Source organism: Streptococcus mitis (genome assembly GCF_905187495.1).
GTDB lineage: Bacteria > Bacillota > Bacilli > Lactobacillales > Streptococcaceae > Streptococcus > Streptococcus mitis_CU.
This window is the reverse complement of sequence record NZ_CAJJIB010000151.1, coordinates 449,916-469,370: the sequence shown is the minus strand read 5'-3', so window position 1 is coordinate 469,370 and position 19,455 is coordinate 449,916. Positions and strand designations below refer to the sequence as shown.

Genomic DNA, 19,455 nt, shown 5'->3' with positions numbered 1-19,455 from the left:
ATCTCTTTAAACCGTGTCAGCTTTATCTGCAACCTCAAAGCTGTGCTTTGAGCAACCTGCGGCTAGCTTCCTAGTTTAATCTTTGATTTTCATTGAGTATAAGAAGGAGAAATCATGACTTTATTACAATTACAAGATGTTACCTATCGTTATAAGAACACTGCTGAAGCAGTCCTATATCAGATCAATTATAATTTTGAACCCGGGAAATTTTACAGTATTATTGGGGAATCAGGAGCAGGAAAATCCACTCTCTTATCCCTACTTGCTGGTCTAGATAGTCCTGTTGAAGGTTCTATCCTTTTCCAAGGAGAGGACATTCGTAAGAAGGGCTATTCTTACCATCGTATGCACCATATTTCCCTGGTCTTTCAAAATTATAATTTGATAGATTATCTTTCTCCACTGGAAAATATCCGCTTGGTCAATAAAAAGGCAAGCAAGGATACGCTGCTTGAGCTTGGTTTGGATGAAAGTCAGATCAAGCGGAATGTTCTCCAGTTATCAGGTGGTCAACAACAACGTGTTGCCATTGCTCGCAGTTTGGTATCAGAAGCTCCAGTTATTCTAGCTGATGAGCCAACAGGAAATCTGGACCCTAAAACTGCTGGAGATATTGTCGAACTGCTCAAATCACTTGCCCAGAAAACAGGTAAATGTGTGATTGTCGTAACCCACAGCAAAGAAGTGGCGCAAGCATCAGATATCACACTTGAGTTGAGGGATAAGAAACTGACTGAAACTCGCAATACTAGTAAATAATTTAAGCTTGTTTTGATAGGATTATAAAACAAAATCTAGAAAGGGAACCTATGTTACACAACGCATTTGCCTATGTTACAAGGAAGTTTTTCAAATCGATTGTCATCTTCCTGATTATTCTCCTCATGGCTAGCTTGAGTTTGGTCGGCTTGTCCATCAAGGGAGCTACTGCCAAGGCTTCTCAGGAGACATTTAAAAATATCACCAACAGCTTCTCCATGCAAATCAATCGTCGCGTTAATCAAGGAACGCCACGTGGTGCTGGGAATATCAAGGGTGAGGATATCAAAAAAATCACCGAAAACAAGGCCATCGAGTCTTATGTTAAACGCATCAACGCTATTGGGGATTTGACTGGCTATGAACTCATCGAAACGCCAGATACCAAGAAAAATCTGACACCTGACCGTGCCAAACATTTTGGAAGTAGCTTGATGATTACAGGTGTCAATGACTCCTCTAAAGAAGACAAGTTTGTCTCTGGTTCTTATAAGTTGGTCGAAGGTGAGCACCTAACTAACGACGACAAAGATAAGATTCTCATGCACAAGGACTTGGCAGACAAACACGGCTGGAAAGTTGGAGATAAGGTCAAACTGGACTCAAATGTCTACGATGCAGACAATGAAAAAGGAGCCAAGGAAACAGTTGAAGTGACAATTAAGGGACTCTTTGATGGTCACAATAAGTCAGCAGTAACCTACTCACAAGAGCTCTATGAAAATACAGCTATCACAGACATTCACACTGCTGCAAAACTTTATGGATACACAGAAGACACAGCTATTTATGGGGACGCAACCTTCTTTGTAACAGCGGATAAAAACTTGGATGATGTCATGAAAGAGTTGAATGGTATCAGTGGTATCAACTGGAAGAGCTACACACTGGTGAAGAGCTCCTCTAACTACCCAGCTCTTGAACAATCCATCTCTGGCATGTACAAGATGGCCAACCTCCTCTTCTGGGGTAGCTTGAGCTTCTCAGTTCTTCTCCTTGCCCTCTTGCTTAGTCTTTGGATCAATGCCCGTCGCAAGGAAGTGGGAATTCTCCTTTCTATCGGTCTCAAGCAGGCAAGTATCTTGGGGCAATTCATTACGGAATCTATCTTGATTGCCATTCCTGCTCTTGTTTCTGCCTACTTCTTAGCTACTTACACAGCGCGTGCAATCGGAAATACTGTTCTTGCCAATGTCACTTCAGGTGTTGCCAAGCAAGCCAGCAAGGCTGCTCAAGCCTCCAACCTTGGTGGTGGTGCAGAAGTAGATGGCTTTAGCAAGACCTTGTCGAGCCTAGATATTTCCATTCAGACATCAGACTTTATCATCGTCTTTGTCCTTGCCTTGGTTCTAGTGGTTCTCGTTATGGCGCTTGCTTCAAGCAATCTCCTTAGAAAACAACCAAAAGAACTCTTGCTGGATAGCGAATAAATTTGAAAAAATTAGTCTAAAATAGAGACTACATCTTATTTTTCTATTCAAGAATGGTGGATAGAGAATGGCTATTTAACAATTCAAAATAGAGCCGAAAGCAGTGGTGAAAATCATTGCTTTCAGTTGCTTTCTTTGTACTTTAGTACTTGAATATGATATACTAAAGCTATTGAATTTATTAGAAAGGGATTTCACAACTTATATATGGGATTGTGCATAAAAATATATAGAAACCTTATCTTGAAAATAGATAGATAAATCTGTAGAAGCCTATCCATATTGTAAACATAGACTAGTAGACCTAGGAAGGGTCTACTTTGGAAAATATAGATTAGTGAGGAAAAATAAACATTATGAGACAAACAAATGTTAGAGGAACATTATCTCTCCGTGGCTTTAGAAAATTAAGAACTGGTGCAATTGTTGCGACAGGTGTGATTTTATTGGGGCTGGGCTTTTTAGCTCCAACTGTGTCAGCCAGTGAACAAGATGGTGTCTGGGTAGCCAGAACAGTTGCAGAAGTAAAGGCTGATATTCAAAAAGAAGGTGATTTATTTAAGTATGTTATTAAGTGGGGGGACACATTAAGTGTTATCAGCGAAGCAAGTAATATCCCTGTAGATGTACTCCAAGAAATGAATCAAACTTCAGGCAAGAATTTATTCTTACCGCACAATGAATTGTACTTTACTGAAGCTGAAACGATTTCAGATACAGTCACAAAACACAAGATTGTCATCAAGGAAAGTGGTGCAAGTGGCGAAGTTCGCACTTACGAAGTCTTGCTCAAGAAAGATCAAGAGACAAAAGCTGTTACTTTTGAATTAACAGATGTCACTGAGAAAGTTGAAAAAATGGCTGTGAACTATAGCCCAGTCTATCAGCCTGTATCAGCTCCAGTAGTGGAAAGAGCGGAAGAATCGGGTGAAGAACTTGCCTCAGAAGCACCAGCAGAGACAAGCCCAGAAGTTAAGGAAGAAACAGAAGCTCCAGTAGCGTCAAAAGCAGAAACAAGGTCAGAAACTTTAAATGCTCCATCTGCATATACTACAAATGGGTCAGGAAACTCAACTGAATCAAGTCCAGCAGCAGACAAGGCCCCTTCAAATATAGGAACTACAAATCAACCTGTAGCTTCAAATCCAAGTTCTGAAGCGCCAGCGCCAAAAGCAGAGGTACCAGTGACTCCGGCACCGAAAGTAGAAGCGCCATCGACTCCAATGCCAAAAGCAGAAGAACCATCGACTCCAGCACCGAAAGCAGAGGCACCAGCGTCTCCAATGCCAAAAGCAGAAGGACCATCGACTTCAGCACCAAAAGCAGAGTTACCATCGACTCCAGCACCGAAAACAGAAGAGCCAGCAACTCCAGCACCAAAGGTGGATGAGCCAGTATCTCCAGCACCGAAAGCGGATGAGCCAGTATCTCCAGCGCCGAAAGCGGATGAGTCAGTATCTCCAGCGCCAAAATCAGAAGAACCAGCGGTGCCAGCACCAAAGGTGGATGAGCCAGTATCTCCAGCACCGAAAGTAGACGAGCCAACTGCAACAGCGCCAAAATTAGAAGAACCAGCGACTCCAGCACCAAAAGTGGATGAGCCAGCGACACCCGCACCAAAAGTGGAGGAATCAGTATCTCCAGCACCGAAAGCAGAAGAACCAGCGGTGCCAGCACCAAAGGTGGATGAGCCAGTATCTCCAGCACCGAAAGTAGACGAGCCAACTGCAACAGCGCCAAAAGCAGAAGAACCAGCGACACCAGCACCAAAATCAGAGGAACCAACGACACCAGCACCGAAAGCAGAGGAACCAACGACACCAGCGCCGAAAGTGGAAGAACCAGCGACACCAGCGCCAAAGGTGGAGGAATCAGTATCTCCAGCGCCAAAATCAGAGGCACCAGTGTCTCCAGCGCCAAAATCAGAGGAGCCAGTAGCACCCGCACCAAAATCAGAGGAACCAACGACACCTGCTCCGAAAGCGGAAGAACCAGCGACACCGGCACCGGTAACCCCAAGCGAAGAAGCACCGGTCACATCAGGCGATACCAATTCCACTGCACAGCCAGCTGGAGAATCAGGTAAATCTGAAACAAAGTCAGAACCTTCTAATACTCCATCTGCGGAAGCTACAAATGATTCAGGTAATGTAGCAACATCAAGTCCGGTAACAGATGGTACTACTTCAAACACAGGGACTACAGAACAACCTGAAACTCCAGCTTCAAAACCAGAAGCAACAATACCCAAAGAGGATAAACTACCAACTAATCAAAATGGAGATACATCAAATCCAGTAGATTCAAAGGATGAAACACCAAATCCGGCTCCGGCACCTAAAGAAGATACTTCGTCTGAAGAAGTAGCACCTAAAGATGAAAAATTTGAGGAAGCGAAAAAAGAAGGAAAGGATATTATTGAAGGAATTGCATCTTCAAAACTTAGTGAAATAGAAAAAGTTAAAGACGAAGCCGAAAAAGAAAAATTAAAAGCGGAATTAAAAACATTAAAAGAAGACGCATTAGCCGCAATAAAAAATGCTAAGAATCATGATGCTGCAGTAGCTGCTACAGATGAGTATCAAACTAAAATTGATGGAATTAATGTTCCAGGGGAAGAGTTACCAGCACCAAATTATGATAAAGATAATTTAACGAATGGTCGTAATGAAGGTACTACTATTGACAATGGAAGTACAGCAATAGGTCATGGGTCAGGTGAAGCTACCTCGACAACTCCGACACAGCCTTCTTCAACTTCAGAAGGTACTTCAAGTTTTAGAAATGCTCCATCAGTTCAAGCAAGAGCGAGAAGAGTAGCACGTTCAACATCAGAACCAGATGGAACTGTAAATATTAGTTATAACTTCGCTGGAATGCCAGATATTCATGGTTTCCTATCTGACCCAGGAGAAGATAACACTGTTACAATTCCTGCTGGAACGAGTGAAGCACAGGCAAAAGAATTAGTAAAAGAAAAAATTCAAGCCAAGATAAAAGACTTAGCTGCTAGAGGGTATTATGTGAAAAATGACATTATTTTTGAACAAGATACTACTGTGAAAAATTATAACTACGTTGTCACATTCACTAAGGAGACTACAGGAACTTCAGGTTTCAGAATGGCTCCAGCAGTTCAACCGCGCGCTAGCAGAAATCGTAGAAGTCTAGAACAGCCAGCTCCTCAAAAGGTTAAAGTCAATGTTTTTTATAACTTTGATAAAATGAAAGATATTGCAGGTTTCCTAGGAGATATCAATGGAGCTTCTCTTGAAATCGCGGAGGGTTTATCAACTGAACAGGTGAAAGCAGCGGTCAAGAGCCAAGTTGATGCTAAGAAAGAAGAGTTGAGCAAACGTGGCTATACTTTCAAAGAGGACTATGTCTATCAAGCTAATGGGAAAGATTATAACTACGTTGTAACATTTTCAAAAGCAACTAAATAATTTTCATTCCATAGGGAGTGAAATGTGAGCAGAGAGAGCGATAGGCTCTCTTTGTTTTATCTAGAAGCAAGTTTCTTAAAGACAAAAGGCCAATAAGAGATTATAATAAATAGAGTAGGTATTTATTCTAAGAAAAATAAAAAAAGAGAGCAGTTAAAGTATGAAAATTTTAATTGTAGAAGATGAAGAGATGATCCGTGAGGGGGTCAGTGACTATTTGACGGATTGCGGTTACGAAACTATTGAGGCGGCAGACGGGGAGGAAGCCTTAGAAAAATTTTCCAGCTATGAGGTGGCTCTAGTTTTACTGGATATCCAGATGCCCAAGCTCAATGGACTAGAAGTCCTAGCTGAGATTCGCAAAACCAGCCAGGTCCCTGTCTTGATGCTGACCGCTTTTCAGGATGAAGAATACAAGATGAGTGCTTTTGCTTCGCTAGCAGATGGCTATCTGGAAAAACCTTTCTCCCTCTCCCTCTTAAAAGTGAGGGTAGACGCGATTTTCAAACGCTACTACGATACGGGACGAATTTTCTCTTATAAGGATACCCAAGTGGACTTTGAGAGCTACAGTGCTAGCCTAGCAGGTGAGGAAGTAGCCATCAATGCCAAAGAGTTGGAAATTCTGGACTATCTGGTGAAGAATGAAGGACGGGCCTTGACCCGATCTCAGATAATTGATGCCGTCTGGAAAGCGACAGATGAGGTTCCCTTTGACCGAGTCATTGATGTTTATATCAAGGAATTGCGGAAAAAGCTAGACCTGGACTGCATCCTCACTGTGCGCAATGTTGGTTATAAATTGGAGCGAAAATGAAACGAACAGGTTTATTTACAAAGATATTTATCTATACCTTCTCGATTTTTAGTGTTCTGGTTATTTGCCTTCATTTAGCCATTTATTTTCTTTTTCCTTCGACTTATCTGAGTCATCGTCAGGAAACCATCGGCCAGAAAGCGACAGCCATTGCCCAGTCCTTAGAAGGGAAAGACAGGCAGAGTATCGAGCAAGTGTTAGAGCTGTATTCCCAGACTAGTGATATCAAGGGGGCCGTTAAGGGAGAGATGACTGAGGACAAGTTAGAAGTTCAGGACAGCCTTCCTCTGGATACGGACAGCCAGACCACCTCTCTCTTTATCGAGGAGCGGGAGGTGACAACGCAAGACGGTGGCACCATGACTCTTCAATTTCTAGCTTCCATGGATTTGCAAAAGGAGGCAGAGCAGATCAGTCTCCAGTTTCTTCCCTATACCTTGCTGGCGTCCTTTCTGATTTCCCTTTTGGTGGCCTACATCTATGCTCGGACCATTGTTGCTCCGATTTTGGAAATAAAGCGGGTAACCCGTCGGATGATGGAGCTGGATGCCCAAGTGCGATTGCGCGTGGATTCTAAGGATGAGATTGGTGATCTCAAGGAACAAATCAATAGCCTCTACCAACATCTTTTGACTGTTATTGCGGACTTGCATGACAAGAATGAAGCTATTCTCCAGCTGGAAAAGATGAAGGTCGAATTCCTACGAGGGGCTTCTCATGAATTGAAAACACCGCTGGCTAGTCTCAAAATATTGATTGAAAATATGCAGGAAAATATCGGTCGCTATAAGGATAGAGACCACTATCTGAGAGTTGCCTTGGGGATTGTGGATGAGCTCAATCACCACGTTCTCCAAATACTCTCTCTCTCGTCTGTGCAGGAATTACGAGATGATAGGGAACAAATTGATCTACACCAGATGACGCAAAATCTGGTTAAGGATTACGCCTTGCTAGCCAAGGAAAGAGAACTCCAGATAGACAATAGTTTAACCCATCAGCAGGCCTATCTAAACCCATCTGTCATGAAATTGATTCTGTCTAACCTCATCAGCAATGCTATCAAGCACTCTGTTCCAGGCGGCTTAGTTCGCATTGGAGAAAGAGAAGGAGAACTCTTTATCGAGAATAACTGTAGTCCTGAGGAACAAGAAAAACTGGCCCAGTCTTTTTCTGACAATGCTAGTCGCAAGGCCAAGGGGTCTGGAATGGGGCTCTTTGTGGTTAAGAGTCTATTAGAACATGAAAAATTACCTTATCGTTTTGAAATGCAAGAGAATCGTTTGACCTTCTTCATAGCTTTTCCAAAAGTCGCCCAATACTAGGGATAGAAAGGGTTTACATAGATGGAGATAGAAGAAATTCAATCGAAACTGCGGGAAAAACTAGATTTTTTTGTCAAAAAGTGATAAAATGAACAATGTAAATGGGATGACCCATAAAAATATACAGGAGGCCTGATAAAATGGCAATCGTTTCAGCAGAAAAATTTGTCCAAGCAGCTCGTGACAATGGTTATGCAGTTGGTGGATTTAACACAAACAACCTTGAGTGGACTCAAGCTATCTTGCGTGCAGCAGAAGCTAAAAAAGCTCCAGTTTTGATCCAAACTTCAATGGGTGCTGCTAAATACATGGGTGGTTACAAAGTTGCTCGCAACTTGATCGCTAACCTTGTTGAATCAATGGGTATCACTGTACCAGTAGCTATCCACCTTGACCACGGTCACTACGAAGATGCACTTGAGTGTATCCGAGTTGGTTATACTTCAGTTATGTTTGATGGTTCACACCTTCCAGTTGAAGAAAACCTTGAAAAAGCTCGTAAAGTTGTAGAATTTGCACATGCAAATGGTGTATCAGTAGAAGCTGAAGTTGGTACTATCGGTGGTGAAGAAGACGGAATCATCGGTGATGGTGAATTGGCTCCAATCGAAGACGCTAAAGCAATGGTTGAAACTGGTATCGACTTCTTGGCAGCTGGTATCGGTAACATCCATGGTCCTTACCCAGCAAACTGGAAAGGTCTTCACCTTGACCACTTGCAAAAATTGACTGAAGCTGTACCAGGATTCCCAATCGTATTGCACGGTGGATCAGGTATTCCTGATGAGCAAATCCAAGCAGCTATCAAACTTGGTGTTGCGAAAGTTAACGTTAACACTGAATGCCAAATCGCATTCGCTAACGCAACTCGTAAATTTGCTCGTGACTACGAAGCAAACGAAGCAGAATACGACAAGAAAAAACTCTTCGACCCACGTAAATTCTTGGCTGACGGTGTAAAAGCTATCCAAGCATCAGTTGAAGAACGTATCGACGTATTCGGTTCAGAAGGTAAAGCTTAATCTAGCTGAACAATACAAAATGAAACCCGCCTGTGAAGGTGGGTTTTTTGTGTTTTAAGGAAATTATTAAGCCATAATTTTTGATTAAAAGTATTCTTTTAAGAGAAAAAATTTCAATTTCATAAACTTTAGGAAAACGCTTGTATTCTAGTTTTTATTGGACTATAATAGGTTGGTATAAAGTCTTCTGTAATAATAGAAGGTGTAGAAAGTAAGGCTTTAGAATATTTGTAGTTAAAAATACAATGTTGCTATTCCTTACATAGGGAGATAGATATGGCAATGATAGAAGTGGAACATCTTCAGAAGAATTTTGTGAAGACTGTTAAGGAACCAGGTTTGAAGGGAGCATTACGTTCCTTTATTCATCCTGAAAAGCAGACCTTTGAAGCGGTCAAGGATTTGACTTTTGAGGTCCCAAAGGGGCAGATTTTAGGCTTCATCGGGGCAAATGGTGCTGGGAAGTCGACCACCATCAAAATGCTGACAGGGATTTTAAAACCGACATCTGGTTTTTGTCGAATTAACGGCAAGATTCCCCAGGACAATCGCCAAGATTATGTCAAAGATATTGGAGTGGTCTTTGGGCAACGTACCCAGCTATGGTGGGATTTGGCTCTACAAGAGACCTACACGGTCTTGAAAGAGATTTACGATGTGCCAGATTCGCTCTTCCATAAGCGCATGGATTTTTTGAATGAAGTCTTGGATTTGAAGGAATTTATCAAGGATCCCGTGAGAACTCTTTCGCTGGGACAACGGATGCGGGCGGATATTGCAGCTTCCTTGCTTCACAATCCTAAAGTTCTCTTTTTAGATGAACCGACCATTGGTTTGGACGTTTCGGTCAAGGACAATATTCGTCGGGCTATCACCCAAATCAATCAAGAGGAAGAGACAACTATTCTTTTGACCACTCACGACCTGAGTGATATTGAGCAACTCTGTGATCGGATTTTTATGATTGACAAGGGGCAGGAAATTTTTGATGGAACGGTTAGCCAGCTCAAGGAAACATTTGGCAAGATGAAGACGCTCTCCTTTGAACTGCTACCAGGTCAAAGTCATATCGTCTCTCACTATGAAGGCCTGTCTGATATGAGCATTGATAGACAAGGAAATAGCCTCAACATTGAATTCGATAGTTCTCGCTACCAATCAGCTGATATTATTAAGCAAACCCTGTCTGATTTTGAAATCCGCGATTTAAAGATGATGGATACGGATATCGAGGATATTATCCGTCGCTTCTATCGAAAGGAGCTCTAAGATGGTCAAATTGTGGAGACGTTATAAACCCTTTATCAATGCAGGTGTTCAGGAGTTGATTACCTATCGAGTCAACTTTATTCTTTATCGGATCGGCGATGTCATGGGTGCTTTTGTGGCCTTTTATCTCTGGAAGGCTGTCTTTGATTCTTCGCAAGAGTCCTTGATTCAGGGCTTTAGTATGGCAGATATCACCCTCTATATCATTATGAGTTTTGTGACCAATCTTCTAACTAGGTCCGATTCTTCCTTTATGATTGGAGAGGAGGTCAAGGATGGTTCCATTATCATGCGCTTGTTGCGACCAGTGCATTTTGCGGCTTCTTATCTCTTTACCGAGCTTGGGTCAAAGTGGTTGATTTTTATCAGTGTCGGTCTTCCATTTTTAAGTGTCATTGTTTTGATGAAAATCGTATCTGGGCAAGAGATTGTAGAAGTGCTAGGATTGATGGTCCTTTATCTTTTTAGCTTAACGCTGGCCTATCTGATTAACTTTTTCTTTAATATCTGTTTTGGATTTTCTGCCTTTGTGTTTAAAAATCTATGGGGTTCTAATCTACTCAAGACTTCCATAGTGGCTTTTATGTCTGGAAGTTTGATTCCCTTGGCTTTCTTTCCAAAGGTTGTTTCAGATATTCTGTCCTTCCTGCCCTTTTCATCCTTGATTTACACTCCGGTCATGATTATCGTTGGGAAATACGATGCCAATCAGATTCTTCAGGCGCTCGCTTTGCAGTTTTTCTGGCTCTTAGTGATGGTGGGCTTGTCTCAGTTGATTTGGAAACGAGTCCAGTCATTCATTACCATTCAGGGAGGTTAGTATGAAAAAATATCAACGCATGCATCTGATTTTTATCAGACAATATATCAAGCAAATCATGGAGTACAAGGTAGATTTTGTGGTTGGTGTCTTGGGAGTTTTTTTAACTCAAGGCCTGAACCTTTTGTTTCTCAATGTCATCTTTCAACATATTCCATCCCTAGAAGGTTGGACTTTTCAAGAAATTGCTTTTATCTATGGATTTTCCTTGATTCCCAAGGGACTGGACCATCTCTTTTTTGACAATCTCTGGGCACTGGGACAACGCTTGGTGCGAAAAGGGGAGTTTGACAAGTATTTGACACGTCCTATCAATCCTCTCTTTCATATTCTAGTTGAGACTTTTCAGATTGATGCCTTGGGAGAACTCTTGGTTGGTGGGATCCTACTAGCGACAACGGTATCTAGCATTGCTTGGACTCTTCCAAAATTCCTACTTTTCCTAGTCTGCATTCCTTTTGCGACCTTGATTTATACTTCCTTGAAGATAGCGACAGCCAGCATCGCTTTTTGGACCAAGCAGTCAGGAGCAATGATTTACATTTTTTATATGTTTAATGATTTTGCCAAGTATCCCATTTCCATTTACAATTCAGTCCTTCGATGGTTGATTAGCTTTATCGTGCCATTTGCCTTTACGGCCTACTATCCTGCCAGCTATTTCTTGCAGGACAAGGATGTAATCTTTAACATCGGAGGTTTGATGTTGATTTCTCTGGTTTTCTTTGTCATTTCCCTTAAACTTTGGGATAGGGGCTTGGATGCCTACGAAAGTGCAGGATCCTAAGAGGAAGAAACTCAAAGCCTTGTCTCAGGACAGGCTTTTTCTAATAGGAATGAAAATTCCTTGACATCCATCCTCAGAGTGCTATACTGTAAGTGTAATCGCCGATTTAGCTCAGTTGGTAGAGCACCGCACTCGTAACGCGAAGGTCACAGGTTCAAACCCTGCAATCGGCAAAGTGATGAAACTCATTCGACTGGGTTTCTTTTTATTTTATCTTAACTATTGAACCACTTAGACTTATATTTAGACCAGATAGGCAAAAGGCCTTGTTCTTGAAAAACTCCTCTGCTATAATGTTTTTTGTAAGGGATGTGAGGTGTCACTATCAGATAACTCAAGTTCCTAAAAAAGAAATTGGAGATAAACAAATGAAAAAATTATTGGGGATTGTATTTTTGGTAGCAGCAGCGACAGTATTGTATTTTGGTTCTGTAGGCTGGCCAAGTTTAGATGTCAACCTCTGGTCACTGATTCCGGTAGGATTGTTTCTCTTTTTCACTCTAGAGAATCTTTTGAAAAAGGATTACAAGGCTAGTCTGATGTGTTTGATTATTGCCTTTATCATTGCGAATGCAATTTTGGACCTTTTGCCAATTTCAAGCGGATTGGTGATTGGAGCAGGTGTCCTAGCTTGTGTAGGTATTGGTTATCTATTTCCTGATAAAGAAGGAAAATAAGAAGGAAGAATGAACAAAGTCAAGATCTAACTGAAATATTTGTTGGCTCTTTTTCTATGTCTAAAAATGTAAGAAAGAATTTTTGGTGGTAAAAGATTATTTCTAGTTTACTTTTTGATTTTACATTATGTTAAGATAAGAAAAAATATTTTTGTTTGAGATAGTAAAAAGCTATTCTTTTTTAAAATGTCAAGTAGAGTCCGATGTCGTATTTGTTATAATAAATTTCGCTACGATACTCTCTGGAAATTCTCCAATTTTTATAAAAAACAATCCAAAACATTGTTTTTATCTGTATTCGATTGACAAATTTTTTATTGGTTATAAAATCGTATTATAAGATAAATATAATAAGTAGCTTGCTATCAGACAAAATGAAAGCGGTTACCAATAGGAGGATTACATGCAAAAAGGTAATTGGAACAAAAAGAGAGTCTATAGTATTCGAAAATTTTCAGTCGGTGCTTGCTCTGTGCTTATTGGAACATGTGCTCTATTATTGGGGGCGAGCCTTAGTCAGGCTTCTTCGGTATATGCCAACGAAAATACTGAAGAGATTGTGTCAACAAATAGGATTGAGCACCAACCTGAAAACAAGGTAGTTACTGATTTTTCAAGTGAACATAAAGCTGAAGGAGTTATGACTGAAAAAGCCAGTGAGCAACCTGTTAAAGCTGAAAATGTATCTCTAATGGAAAATGCGGATGGTAGTGATACTACAGTTAAACCTCAAGCAGAGCAACCTTTAGTTTCAGCGGCTAATAATCAAGTAGTTCCCTCAGAAGAAGGTAAGGCTGAAGTCGAAAACAAAACAGAAGAAGCGAACAAGCCTGAGGATAGCAAGAAGCTTGAAGAAACAAATAAGACTGAGGTAACGGATAAATCTGAAGATAAAAATAAATCTGAGGATAAGAAGAAATTTGAAGAAACAAATAAAGCAGAATCACAAGATCGTTCTGTTTCAAAAGATAAGCAAGAATTCAAATCTGCTACGAATGAAGTAGTTGATAAGTTAATTGAAGATAGAAACATTTCCTTCAACCAGAATTGGCACTTTAAACTAAATGCCAATGCAAAGGAAGCTGTTAAACCAGACGCAGATATTACTTCATGGAAAAAAATGGATCTTCCTCATGACTGGAGTATTCATTTTGATTTTGACCATGATTCTCCAGCTCAAAACGAGGGTGGTCAACTGAATGGTGGAGATGGCTGGTATCGGAAAACCTTTAAGTTAGACGAAAAGGACTTAAATAAAGATGTTCGTGTAACCTTTGATGGAGTTTACATGGATTCACAAGTATTCGTCAATGGTCAACTAGTTGGTCACTATCCAAACGGTTACAATCAATTTTCATATGACATTAGTAACTATCTCCATAAAGATGGGCGAGAAAATGTTATTTCTGTTCATGCAGTTAATAAGCAACCAAGTAGTAGATGGTATTCAGGAAGTGGTATCTATCGAGACGTATCATTACAAGTAACAGACAAGATTCATGTTGAAAAAAATGGGACAACTATTTTAACTCCAAAACTAGAAAGTCAACAAGGAGGAAAAGTTGAAACCCAAGTAAGCAGTAAAATTGTTAATACAGACAATAAAGACCATGAAATTGTAGCAGAGTATCAAATTTTTGAACGAGGTGGGAAGGCAGTTACAGAACTTGTTCGAACTGAGAGTAAAACTCTAAAAGCAAAACAAACCCTTCATTTGGATTCAGCATTAGAAGTTGAAAAACCAAAATTGTGGACAGTGTCATCTGATAAACCTGCTTTATATGAGATGGTAACTCGTGTTTATAAAGATGGTCAGCTTGTAGATGCTAAAAAAGATTTATTTGGTTATCGCTACTATAACTGGACTCCAGACCAAGGATTCTCTTTGAACGGTGAACACATCAAGTTCCATGGAGTTTCCTTGCACCATGATCACGGAGCGTTAGGAGCAGAAGAAAACTATAAGGCAGAATACCGTCGTCTGAAACAGATGAAGGAAATGGGAGTGAATTCGATTCGTACGACTCACAATCCAGCAAGTCCTCAGACCTTGCAAATTGCAGCCGAGCTTGGTTTGCTAGTTCAGGAAGAAGCCTTTGACACTTGGTATGGCGGTAAGAAACCATACGACTATGGTCGTTTCTTTGAAAAAGATGCTACCCATCCAGAGGCAAGAAAAGGTGAAAAATGGTCTGATTACGATCTTCGAACAATGGTAGAAAGAGATAAAAACAATCCTGCTGTTGTCATGTGGTCTATTGGTAACGAAATCGGTGAAGCAGATGGGAAAGCCCATTCACTAGCAACTGTCAAACGTTTGGTGAAAGTGGTGAAATCTGTTGATAAGACACGCTATGTAACCATGGGAGCTGATAAATTCCGTTTCGGAGATGGAACTGGGGACCATGAAAAGATTGCAGATGAACTGGATGCAGTTGGATTGAATTACTCTGAAGAAAATTATCAAACTCTTCATGCGAAACATCCGAAATGGCTCATTTATGGTTCAGAAACATCTTCAGCAACTCGTACAAGAGGAAGTTATTTCCATCCAGAGAGTGAGTGGGTAGGAAGTAACCAATATTGGCGTAATTACGAACAATCCGATTATGGTAATGATCGTGTTGGTTGGGGTAAAACTGCTACAGCATCATGGACCTTCGATAGAGATCATCCAGGCTATGCTGGACAATTCATTTGGACCGGTACGGATTATATTGGTGAACCAACACCATGGCACAATCAAAATAGTACACCAGTAAAAAGTTCCTACTTTGGTATTGTTGATACCGCAGGTATTCCAAAAAATGACTATTATCTCTACCAAAGTCAGTGGGTTTCTGCCAAGAAAAAACCAATGGTTCATTTACTTCCTCACTGGAACTGGGAAAAGACTGAATTGGCCGACAATGTTGCAGATGCTGAAAATCGAATCCCAGTTAGAGCTTATTCCAATGCTGCTAGTGTTGAGTTGTTCTTAAATAATGAGTCACTAGGTCTTAAAAAATTCAACAAAAAACAAACAAGTGACGGTCGTACATATCAAGAAGGTGAAAATCCTCAAGAGCTATACTTGGAGTGGAAAGTCGCTTATAAACCAGGAACTTTGGAAGCGGTAGCTCGAGATGAGTCTGGCAAGGAAATTGCTCGTGATAAGATTGTAACTGCTGGTGAACCTGCAGGTGTCCGTTTGGTTAAGGAAGAAAATGCAATCGCTGCAGATGGAAAAGATTTGACTTATATCTATTACGAAATTGTAGATAGCAAGGGTAATGTTGTGCCAACTGCTAACAATCTAGTTCACTTCCAACTTCATGGACAAGGTCAACTGGTTGGTGTGGATAATGGTGAGCAAGCTAGTCGTGAACGTTATAAAGAACAAGCAGATGGTTCTTGGATTCGTAGAGCCTTTAATGGTAAAGGGGTAGCGATTGTTAAATCGACTGATCAAGCAGGTAAATTTACCCTTACAGCATATTCAGGCTTGTTGAAATCAGATCAAGTTACAGTTTTTACAGGTAAGTCAGACCAGTCAGAAAAAACTGTTTTAGGAACAGAAATACCAAAAGTTCGGACAGTTTTAGGTCAAAAACTTAAAATGCCTCAGACAGTGCCATTTGTCTATAGTGATGGTAGTCGTGAAAAACGTCCTGTAACCTGGTCTAAAGCAGATGTCAGTCAAGCTGGAATTGTAACTATAAAAGGTGTGTCTGATGGGCGTGAAGTTGAGGCTCGTGTTGAAGTTCTTACAATTGCAAATGAACTTCCAGCTGTTAAACGCATGGCACCTGGAACAGACTTGAGCTCTGTGGATAAACTTGTTTCACTTGTTTCATCAGATGGTCGTATTCACAATTACGAAGTTGAAAATTGGGAAATTTCACCAGAAGATCAAGAGAAGTTGTCTACTCCAGGGGCACATATCCAGATGACTAGCCAATTGGGAGATAGAACTATCCACGCTACTTTGATAGTTGATGATGGTAAGGAATTGGCTCAAGTTACACCAACTATAGCAGTAGGTGGTGAAAGCGTTACGGAACTTTCAAATGAACATCCTGTCCATTATCATAAACTTTCTTATGGTGCAAAAATTCCAGAAATCAGTGCTAGTGCTGAAAATGCTGATGTGAAGGTCGTTCAGGCAAATGAGTCAAATGGAATGCGTGCTAGTATCTATGTTCAACCTAAAGATGGTGGACAATTACAAACTTATGCGGTTCAGTTCCTTGTTGATTCTCCACAAATTGAAAGCTTGAGTCTCAGAGTGGATCAAGCTGCTAGTCTCAAAGAAGATCAAACTGTTAAAATGACAGTTTTAGCCCGTTATCAGGATGGAACTGAAGCTGTTTTACCAACCGATAAGGTGACTTTCTCAATCCAAGGCGAGGGAGGAGTCTCTGTTAATAAGGGAATGCTAGAGTTGCATAAACCAGGTAGCCTCACTTTACAAGCTCAATATGAAGGTGCAAAGGGAGAACTTCCTCTAACGATTGCAGCAAATACTGAAGAGAAAGTCGTCCAGGCTATTCGTCCAGTTAACCTTGTGACAGATTTGCACCAAACACCAAATCTTCCATCGACAGTAACAGTTGAGTACGATAAAGGATTTCCAAAAGTTCATAAGGTGGTTTGGGATACGATTCCATCTGAAAAATTAAATCACTATCATACTTTCGAAGTTCTTGGTAAGGTTGAAGGATTGAATCAAGAAGCGCGTGCGACAGTATCAGTAGAAGGAATTGTATCAGTTGAAGATGTGAGCATTACAACACCAATTGCTGAAGCACCAAGCTTGCCAGAGAGTGTCCGTACTTATTATTCAAATGGCCAAGTATCTTCAGCTAAGGTGGCTTGGGATACTATTGATGCAAGCCAGTATGCAAAAGAAGGAATCTTTACTGTAACAGGCCATGTGGAGGGAACGCAGCTGACAACGAAATTACATGTTCGTGTATCCAATCAAACAGAAATTGGCAATAATATTTCAGATCAATGGACAGGTTCAGAATTACCACTTGCCTTTGCATCAGATTCTCATTCTTATGACCCAGTATCTAATGTAAATGATAAAGTGATTTCTTACGGTGATCAGCCTGCAAATCGTTGGTCAAACTGGAAACGTTCTGAAGAAGCTTCAGTAGGGGTACTCTTTGGAGATTCAGGTATTTTGACAAAACGTTCGGTTGATAACTTGAATGTAGCCTTTTATGAAGATAGTGGTGTAGGTGCTCCAAAATCTTACGTCATTGAGTATTATGTTGGTGAAAAAGCTCCAACTGCACCGAAGAATCCTGGTTATGTAGAGGGTGAAAACCACGTATTTAATGACAGTAAAAATTGGAAACCAGTCACAAATCTTAAGGCTCCAGATCAGTTAAAAGCAGGAGAAATGAATCATTTCAGTTTTGACAAGGTAGATACCTACGCGGTACGTATTCGCATGACCAGAGCTGATGATAAACTTGGAACATCCATTACAGAATTACAAGTTTTCTCTAAAAAGGTAGCACCAGCTAAAGAGGCAACTACTAAGATTAAGGTGGCTGGAAAAGATCTTCCTCACTTTAATCCAGACTTAACAGATTACTATTTAGACTATAGTGATGGAAAAATTCCAGAAGTAACAGCTAGTATCACAAATAATGGCCTTGCTACAGTGGTTCCTAGCGTGAAAGAGGGCGATCCTGTCCGTGTTATTGTGAAAGCAGAAAATGGCGATATTCTTGGAGAATACAACCTTCACTTTACAAAAGATAAAGACTTGTTGGCTCGTAAACCAATTGCTGCTGCTAAACAGTCTCAATTGTTGCAACTGGGTCAACCTTTGGAATTGCCAAATAAGGTTCCTGTTTATTTCGCAGGTAAGAGCGGTTATGACGTAAAAGATTTGGCAGTTGAATGGGAAACAGTTCCTGCTTCTACCCTAAGCAAGGCTGGAGAATATACAATTAAAGGCCATGTAGTTGGTAGTGAAGTCCCAGTAGAATTATCTGTTCGAGTAACGGACAAGGTCGGTAGATCACTTTCTGATAATCCAGATTATCTTGCTACTCATAGTCAGGCTTTTGCTTCAGCTACTAATGATTTGGATGATAATTCGAACGACCGTGTAGACTATTTAAATGATAATGACCGAAATCAAGACAACCGTTGGACAAACTGGTCCGCTACTCCATCTGCTAATCCAGAAGTATCAGTTGGTGTTATCTTTAAAAAGAATGGTAAAATTGTGGATAGAAAGGTTTCACAAGCTAAACTAAACTTCTTTGCAGATAGTGGAACAGATGCCCCAGCTAAACTCGTATTGGAACGATACATCGGTCCTGACTTTGATGTTCCGGTTTACTATTCAAACTACAGCTACGAATCAAATCATCCATTTAATAACCCTGATAATTGGGAACTTGTTCCTTATTACGCAGACAAAGAAATTCAAGCTGGAAATGAGATCAATGTGACCTTTAAAGCTGTGACTACCAAAGCTATGAGATGGCGTATGGACAGAAAAGCAGATAAAAATGGGGTTGCACTAACTGAATTAAGTTTCCGAGCACCAAGTGAGCTTGCAAAAGAGAGCACAGAGGGAAGAATTTTAGTAGATGGTAAAGAGCTTCCTGACTTCTCTGAAAATCGTTTGGACTATGAATTGATTTATAAAGGGGAACGTCCAAAAATCACTGTAGAAGGGAAAGATCAAGTCACATCTACAATTGTGGATAGTGGAAATGAAAATCTTCCTGTATTAGTCCGTCTGGTATCAGAGAGTGGTAAGAATGTCAAAGAATACCGGATTAAATTGACTAAGGAAAAAGTGATAGACGCAAAACTTGTAGCTCCTGCTCAATATGACTTGCCTAGTCTTGAAGTGGTAGACAAAGAATTGAACTTCCAAACTCTTGAACAAAAAGACGATACTCTGTTTGAGGGAGAAGTTCGCCTGTTGCAAGAAGGTAAAGTTGGTAAGGAACGTATCTATACAGAAGTAACGACTGATGGCAAGAATAAAGAAAAATCACGTGAGATTCTGGAAGAACCTGTAAATAGAATTCTGTTGGTAGGTACTAAGAAGAAAACAAGTAACATTGAGACGCCGGCGG

At 40.6% G+C, this 19,455-nt stretch carries 10 protein-coding genes, 1 tRNA gene and 2 pseudogenes; all 13 read left to right on the top strand.

Annotated elements, in window-relative coordinates; genetic code table 11:
- Nucleotides 1–114: 114 nt before the first annotated feature.
- The gene (gene vex2 / locus JQ843_RS08435) at nt 115–762 is read left to right on the top strand and encodes an ABC transporter ATP-binding subunit Vex2 (RefSeq protein WP_203213389.1); all 648 of its coding nucleotides are present in this window, start codon (nt 115–117) and stop codon (nt 760–762) included.
- A gap of 50 nt (nt 763–812) precedes the next feature.
- Nucleotides 813–2,192 (top strand): ABC transporter permease subunit Vex3, encoded by a 1,380-nt coding sequence (vex3, locus tag JQ843_RS08430; RefSeq protein ID WP_203213388.1) that lies wholly within the window; start codon nt 813–815, stop codon nt 2,190–2,192.
- A gap of 356 nt (nt 2,193–2,548) precedes the next feature.
- Nucleotides 2,549–5,638: a LysM peptidoglycan-binding domain-containing protein gene (locus JQ843_RS08425; RefSeq protein ID WP_203213387.1), complete on the top strand. Its 3,090-nt coding sequence runs from the start codon at nt 2,549–2,551 to the stop codon at nt 5,636–5,638.
- Nucleotides 5,639–5,798: 160 nt separating this feature from the next.
- Nucleotides 5,799–6,455, top strand: a complete 657-nt coding sequence (gene vncR, locus JQ843_RS08420; RefSeq protein WP_203213386.1) for a response regulator transcription factor VncR — start codon at nt 5,799–5,801, stop codon at nt 6,453–6,455.
- On the top strand, nt 6,452–7,780 hold the full coding sequence (gene vncS / locus JQ843_RS08415; RefSeq protein ID WP_203213385.1) for a sensor histidine kinase VncS: 1,329 nt from the start codon (nt 6,452–6,454) through the stop codon (nt 7,778–7,780). Before vncR ends, vncS begins: the two co-directional genes overlap by 4 nt.
- Before the next feature lie 140 nt (nt 7,781–7,920).
- Entirely contained in the window at nt 7,921–8,802 is an 882-nt protein-coding gene (locus JQ843_RS08410) for a class II fructose-bisphosphate aldolase (protein ID WP_023946263.1), read from the top strand.
- Nucleotides 8,803–9,078: 276 nt separating this feature from the next.
- Nucleotides 9,079–10,071 (top strand): ABC transporter ATP-binding protein, encoded by a 993-nt coding sequence (locus JQ843_RS08405; protein ID WP_203213384.1) that lies wholly within the window; start codon nt 9,079–9,081, stop codon nt 10,069–10,071.
- A 1-nt stretch (nt 10,072) separates the two neighbouring features.
- The gene (locus tag JQ843_RS08400; protein WP_203213383.1) at nt 10,073–10,891 is read left to right on the top strand and encodes an ABC transporter permease; all 819 of its coding nucleotides are present in this window, start codon (nt 10,073–10,075) and stop codon (nt 10,889–10,891) included.
- 1 nt (nt 10,892) lies between these two features.
- Nucleotides 10,893–11,678 carry an ABC transporter permease gene (locus JQ843_RS08395; RefSeq protein WP_203213382.1) on the top strand — a complete coding sequence of 262 codons (786 nt, stop codon included), beginning with the start codon at nt 10,893–10,895 and terminating at the stop codon, nt 11,676–11,678.
- Between the two features lie 100 nt (nt 11,679–11,778).
- Nucleotides 11,779–11,851 (top strand) — tRNA-Thr (locus tag JQ843_RS08390).
- Nucleotides 11,852–12,046: 195 nt separating this feature from the next.
- Nucleotides 12,047–12,355, top strand: a complete 309-nt coding sequence (locus JQ843_RS08385) for a hypothetical protein (RefSeq protein ID WP_084924005.1) — start codon at nt 12,047–12,049, stop codon at nt 12,353–12,355.
- A gap of 403 nt (nt 12,356–12,758) precedes the next feature.
- A pseudogene (locus JQ843_RS10335) lies at nt 12,759–12,864 on the top strand (YSIRK-type signal peptide-containing protein); the annotation flags it as partial.
- Nucleotides 12,865–12,995: 131 nt separating this feature from the next.
- Nucleotides 12,996–19,451: pseudogene (gene bgaA, locus JQ843_RS08380) on the top strand (LPXTG-anchored adhesin/beta-galactosidase BgaA); the annotation flags it as partial.
- Nucleotides 19,452–19,455 lie beyond the last annotated feature (4 nt).

What these genes read in the sequence shown, in the direction of transcription:
- JQ843_RS08400 (WP_203213383.1), top strand. Translation starts at nt 10,073, where the DNA reads ATGGTCAAATTGTGGAGACGTTATAAACCCTTTATCAATGCAGGTGTT.
- JQ843_RS08405 (WP_203213384.1), top strand. Translation starts at nt 9,079, where the DNA reads ATGGCAATGATAGAAGTGGAACATCTTCAGAAGAATTTTGTGAAGACT.
- JQ843_RS08410 (WP_023946263.1), top strand. Translation starts at nt 7,921, where the DNA reads ATGGCAATCGTTTCAGCAGAAAAATTTGTCCAAGCAGCTCGTGACAAT.
- vncR (WP_203213386.1), top strand. Translation starts at nt 5,799, where the DNA reads ATGAAAATTTTAATTGTAGAAGATGAAGAGATGATCCGTGAGGGGGTC.
- vex3 (WP_203213388.1), top strand. Translation starts at nt 813, where the DNA reads ATGTTACACAACGCATTTGCCTATGTTACAAGGAAGTTTTTCAAATCG.
- JQ843_RS08425 (WP_203213387.1), top strand. Translation starts at nt 2,549, where the DNA reads ATGAGACAAACAAATGTTAGAGGAACATTATCTCTCCGTGGCTTTAGA.
- vex2 (WP_203213389.1), top strand. Translation starts at nt 115, where the DNA reads ATGACTTTATTACAATTACAAGATGTTACCTATCGTTATAAGAACACT.
- JQ843_RS08385 (WP_084924005.1), top strand. Translation starts at nt 12,047, where the DNA reads ATGAAAAAATTATTGGGGATTGTATTTTTGGTAGCAGCAGCGACAGTA.
- vncS (WP_203213385.1), top strand. Translation starts at nt 6,452, where the DNA reads ATGAAACGAACAGGTTTATTTACAAAGATATTTATCTATACCTTCTCG.
- JQ843_RS08395 (WP_203213382.1), top strand. Translation starts at nt 10,893, where the DNA reads ATGAAAAAATATCAACGCATGCATCTGATTTTTATCAGACAATATATC.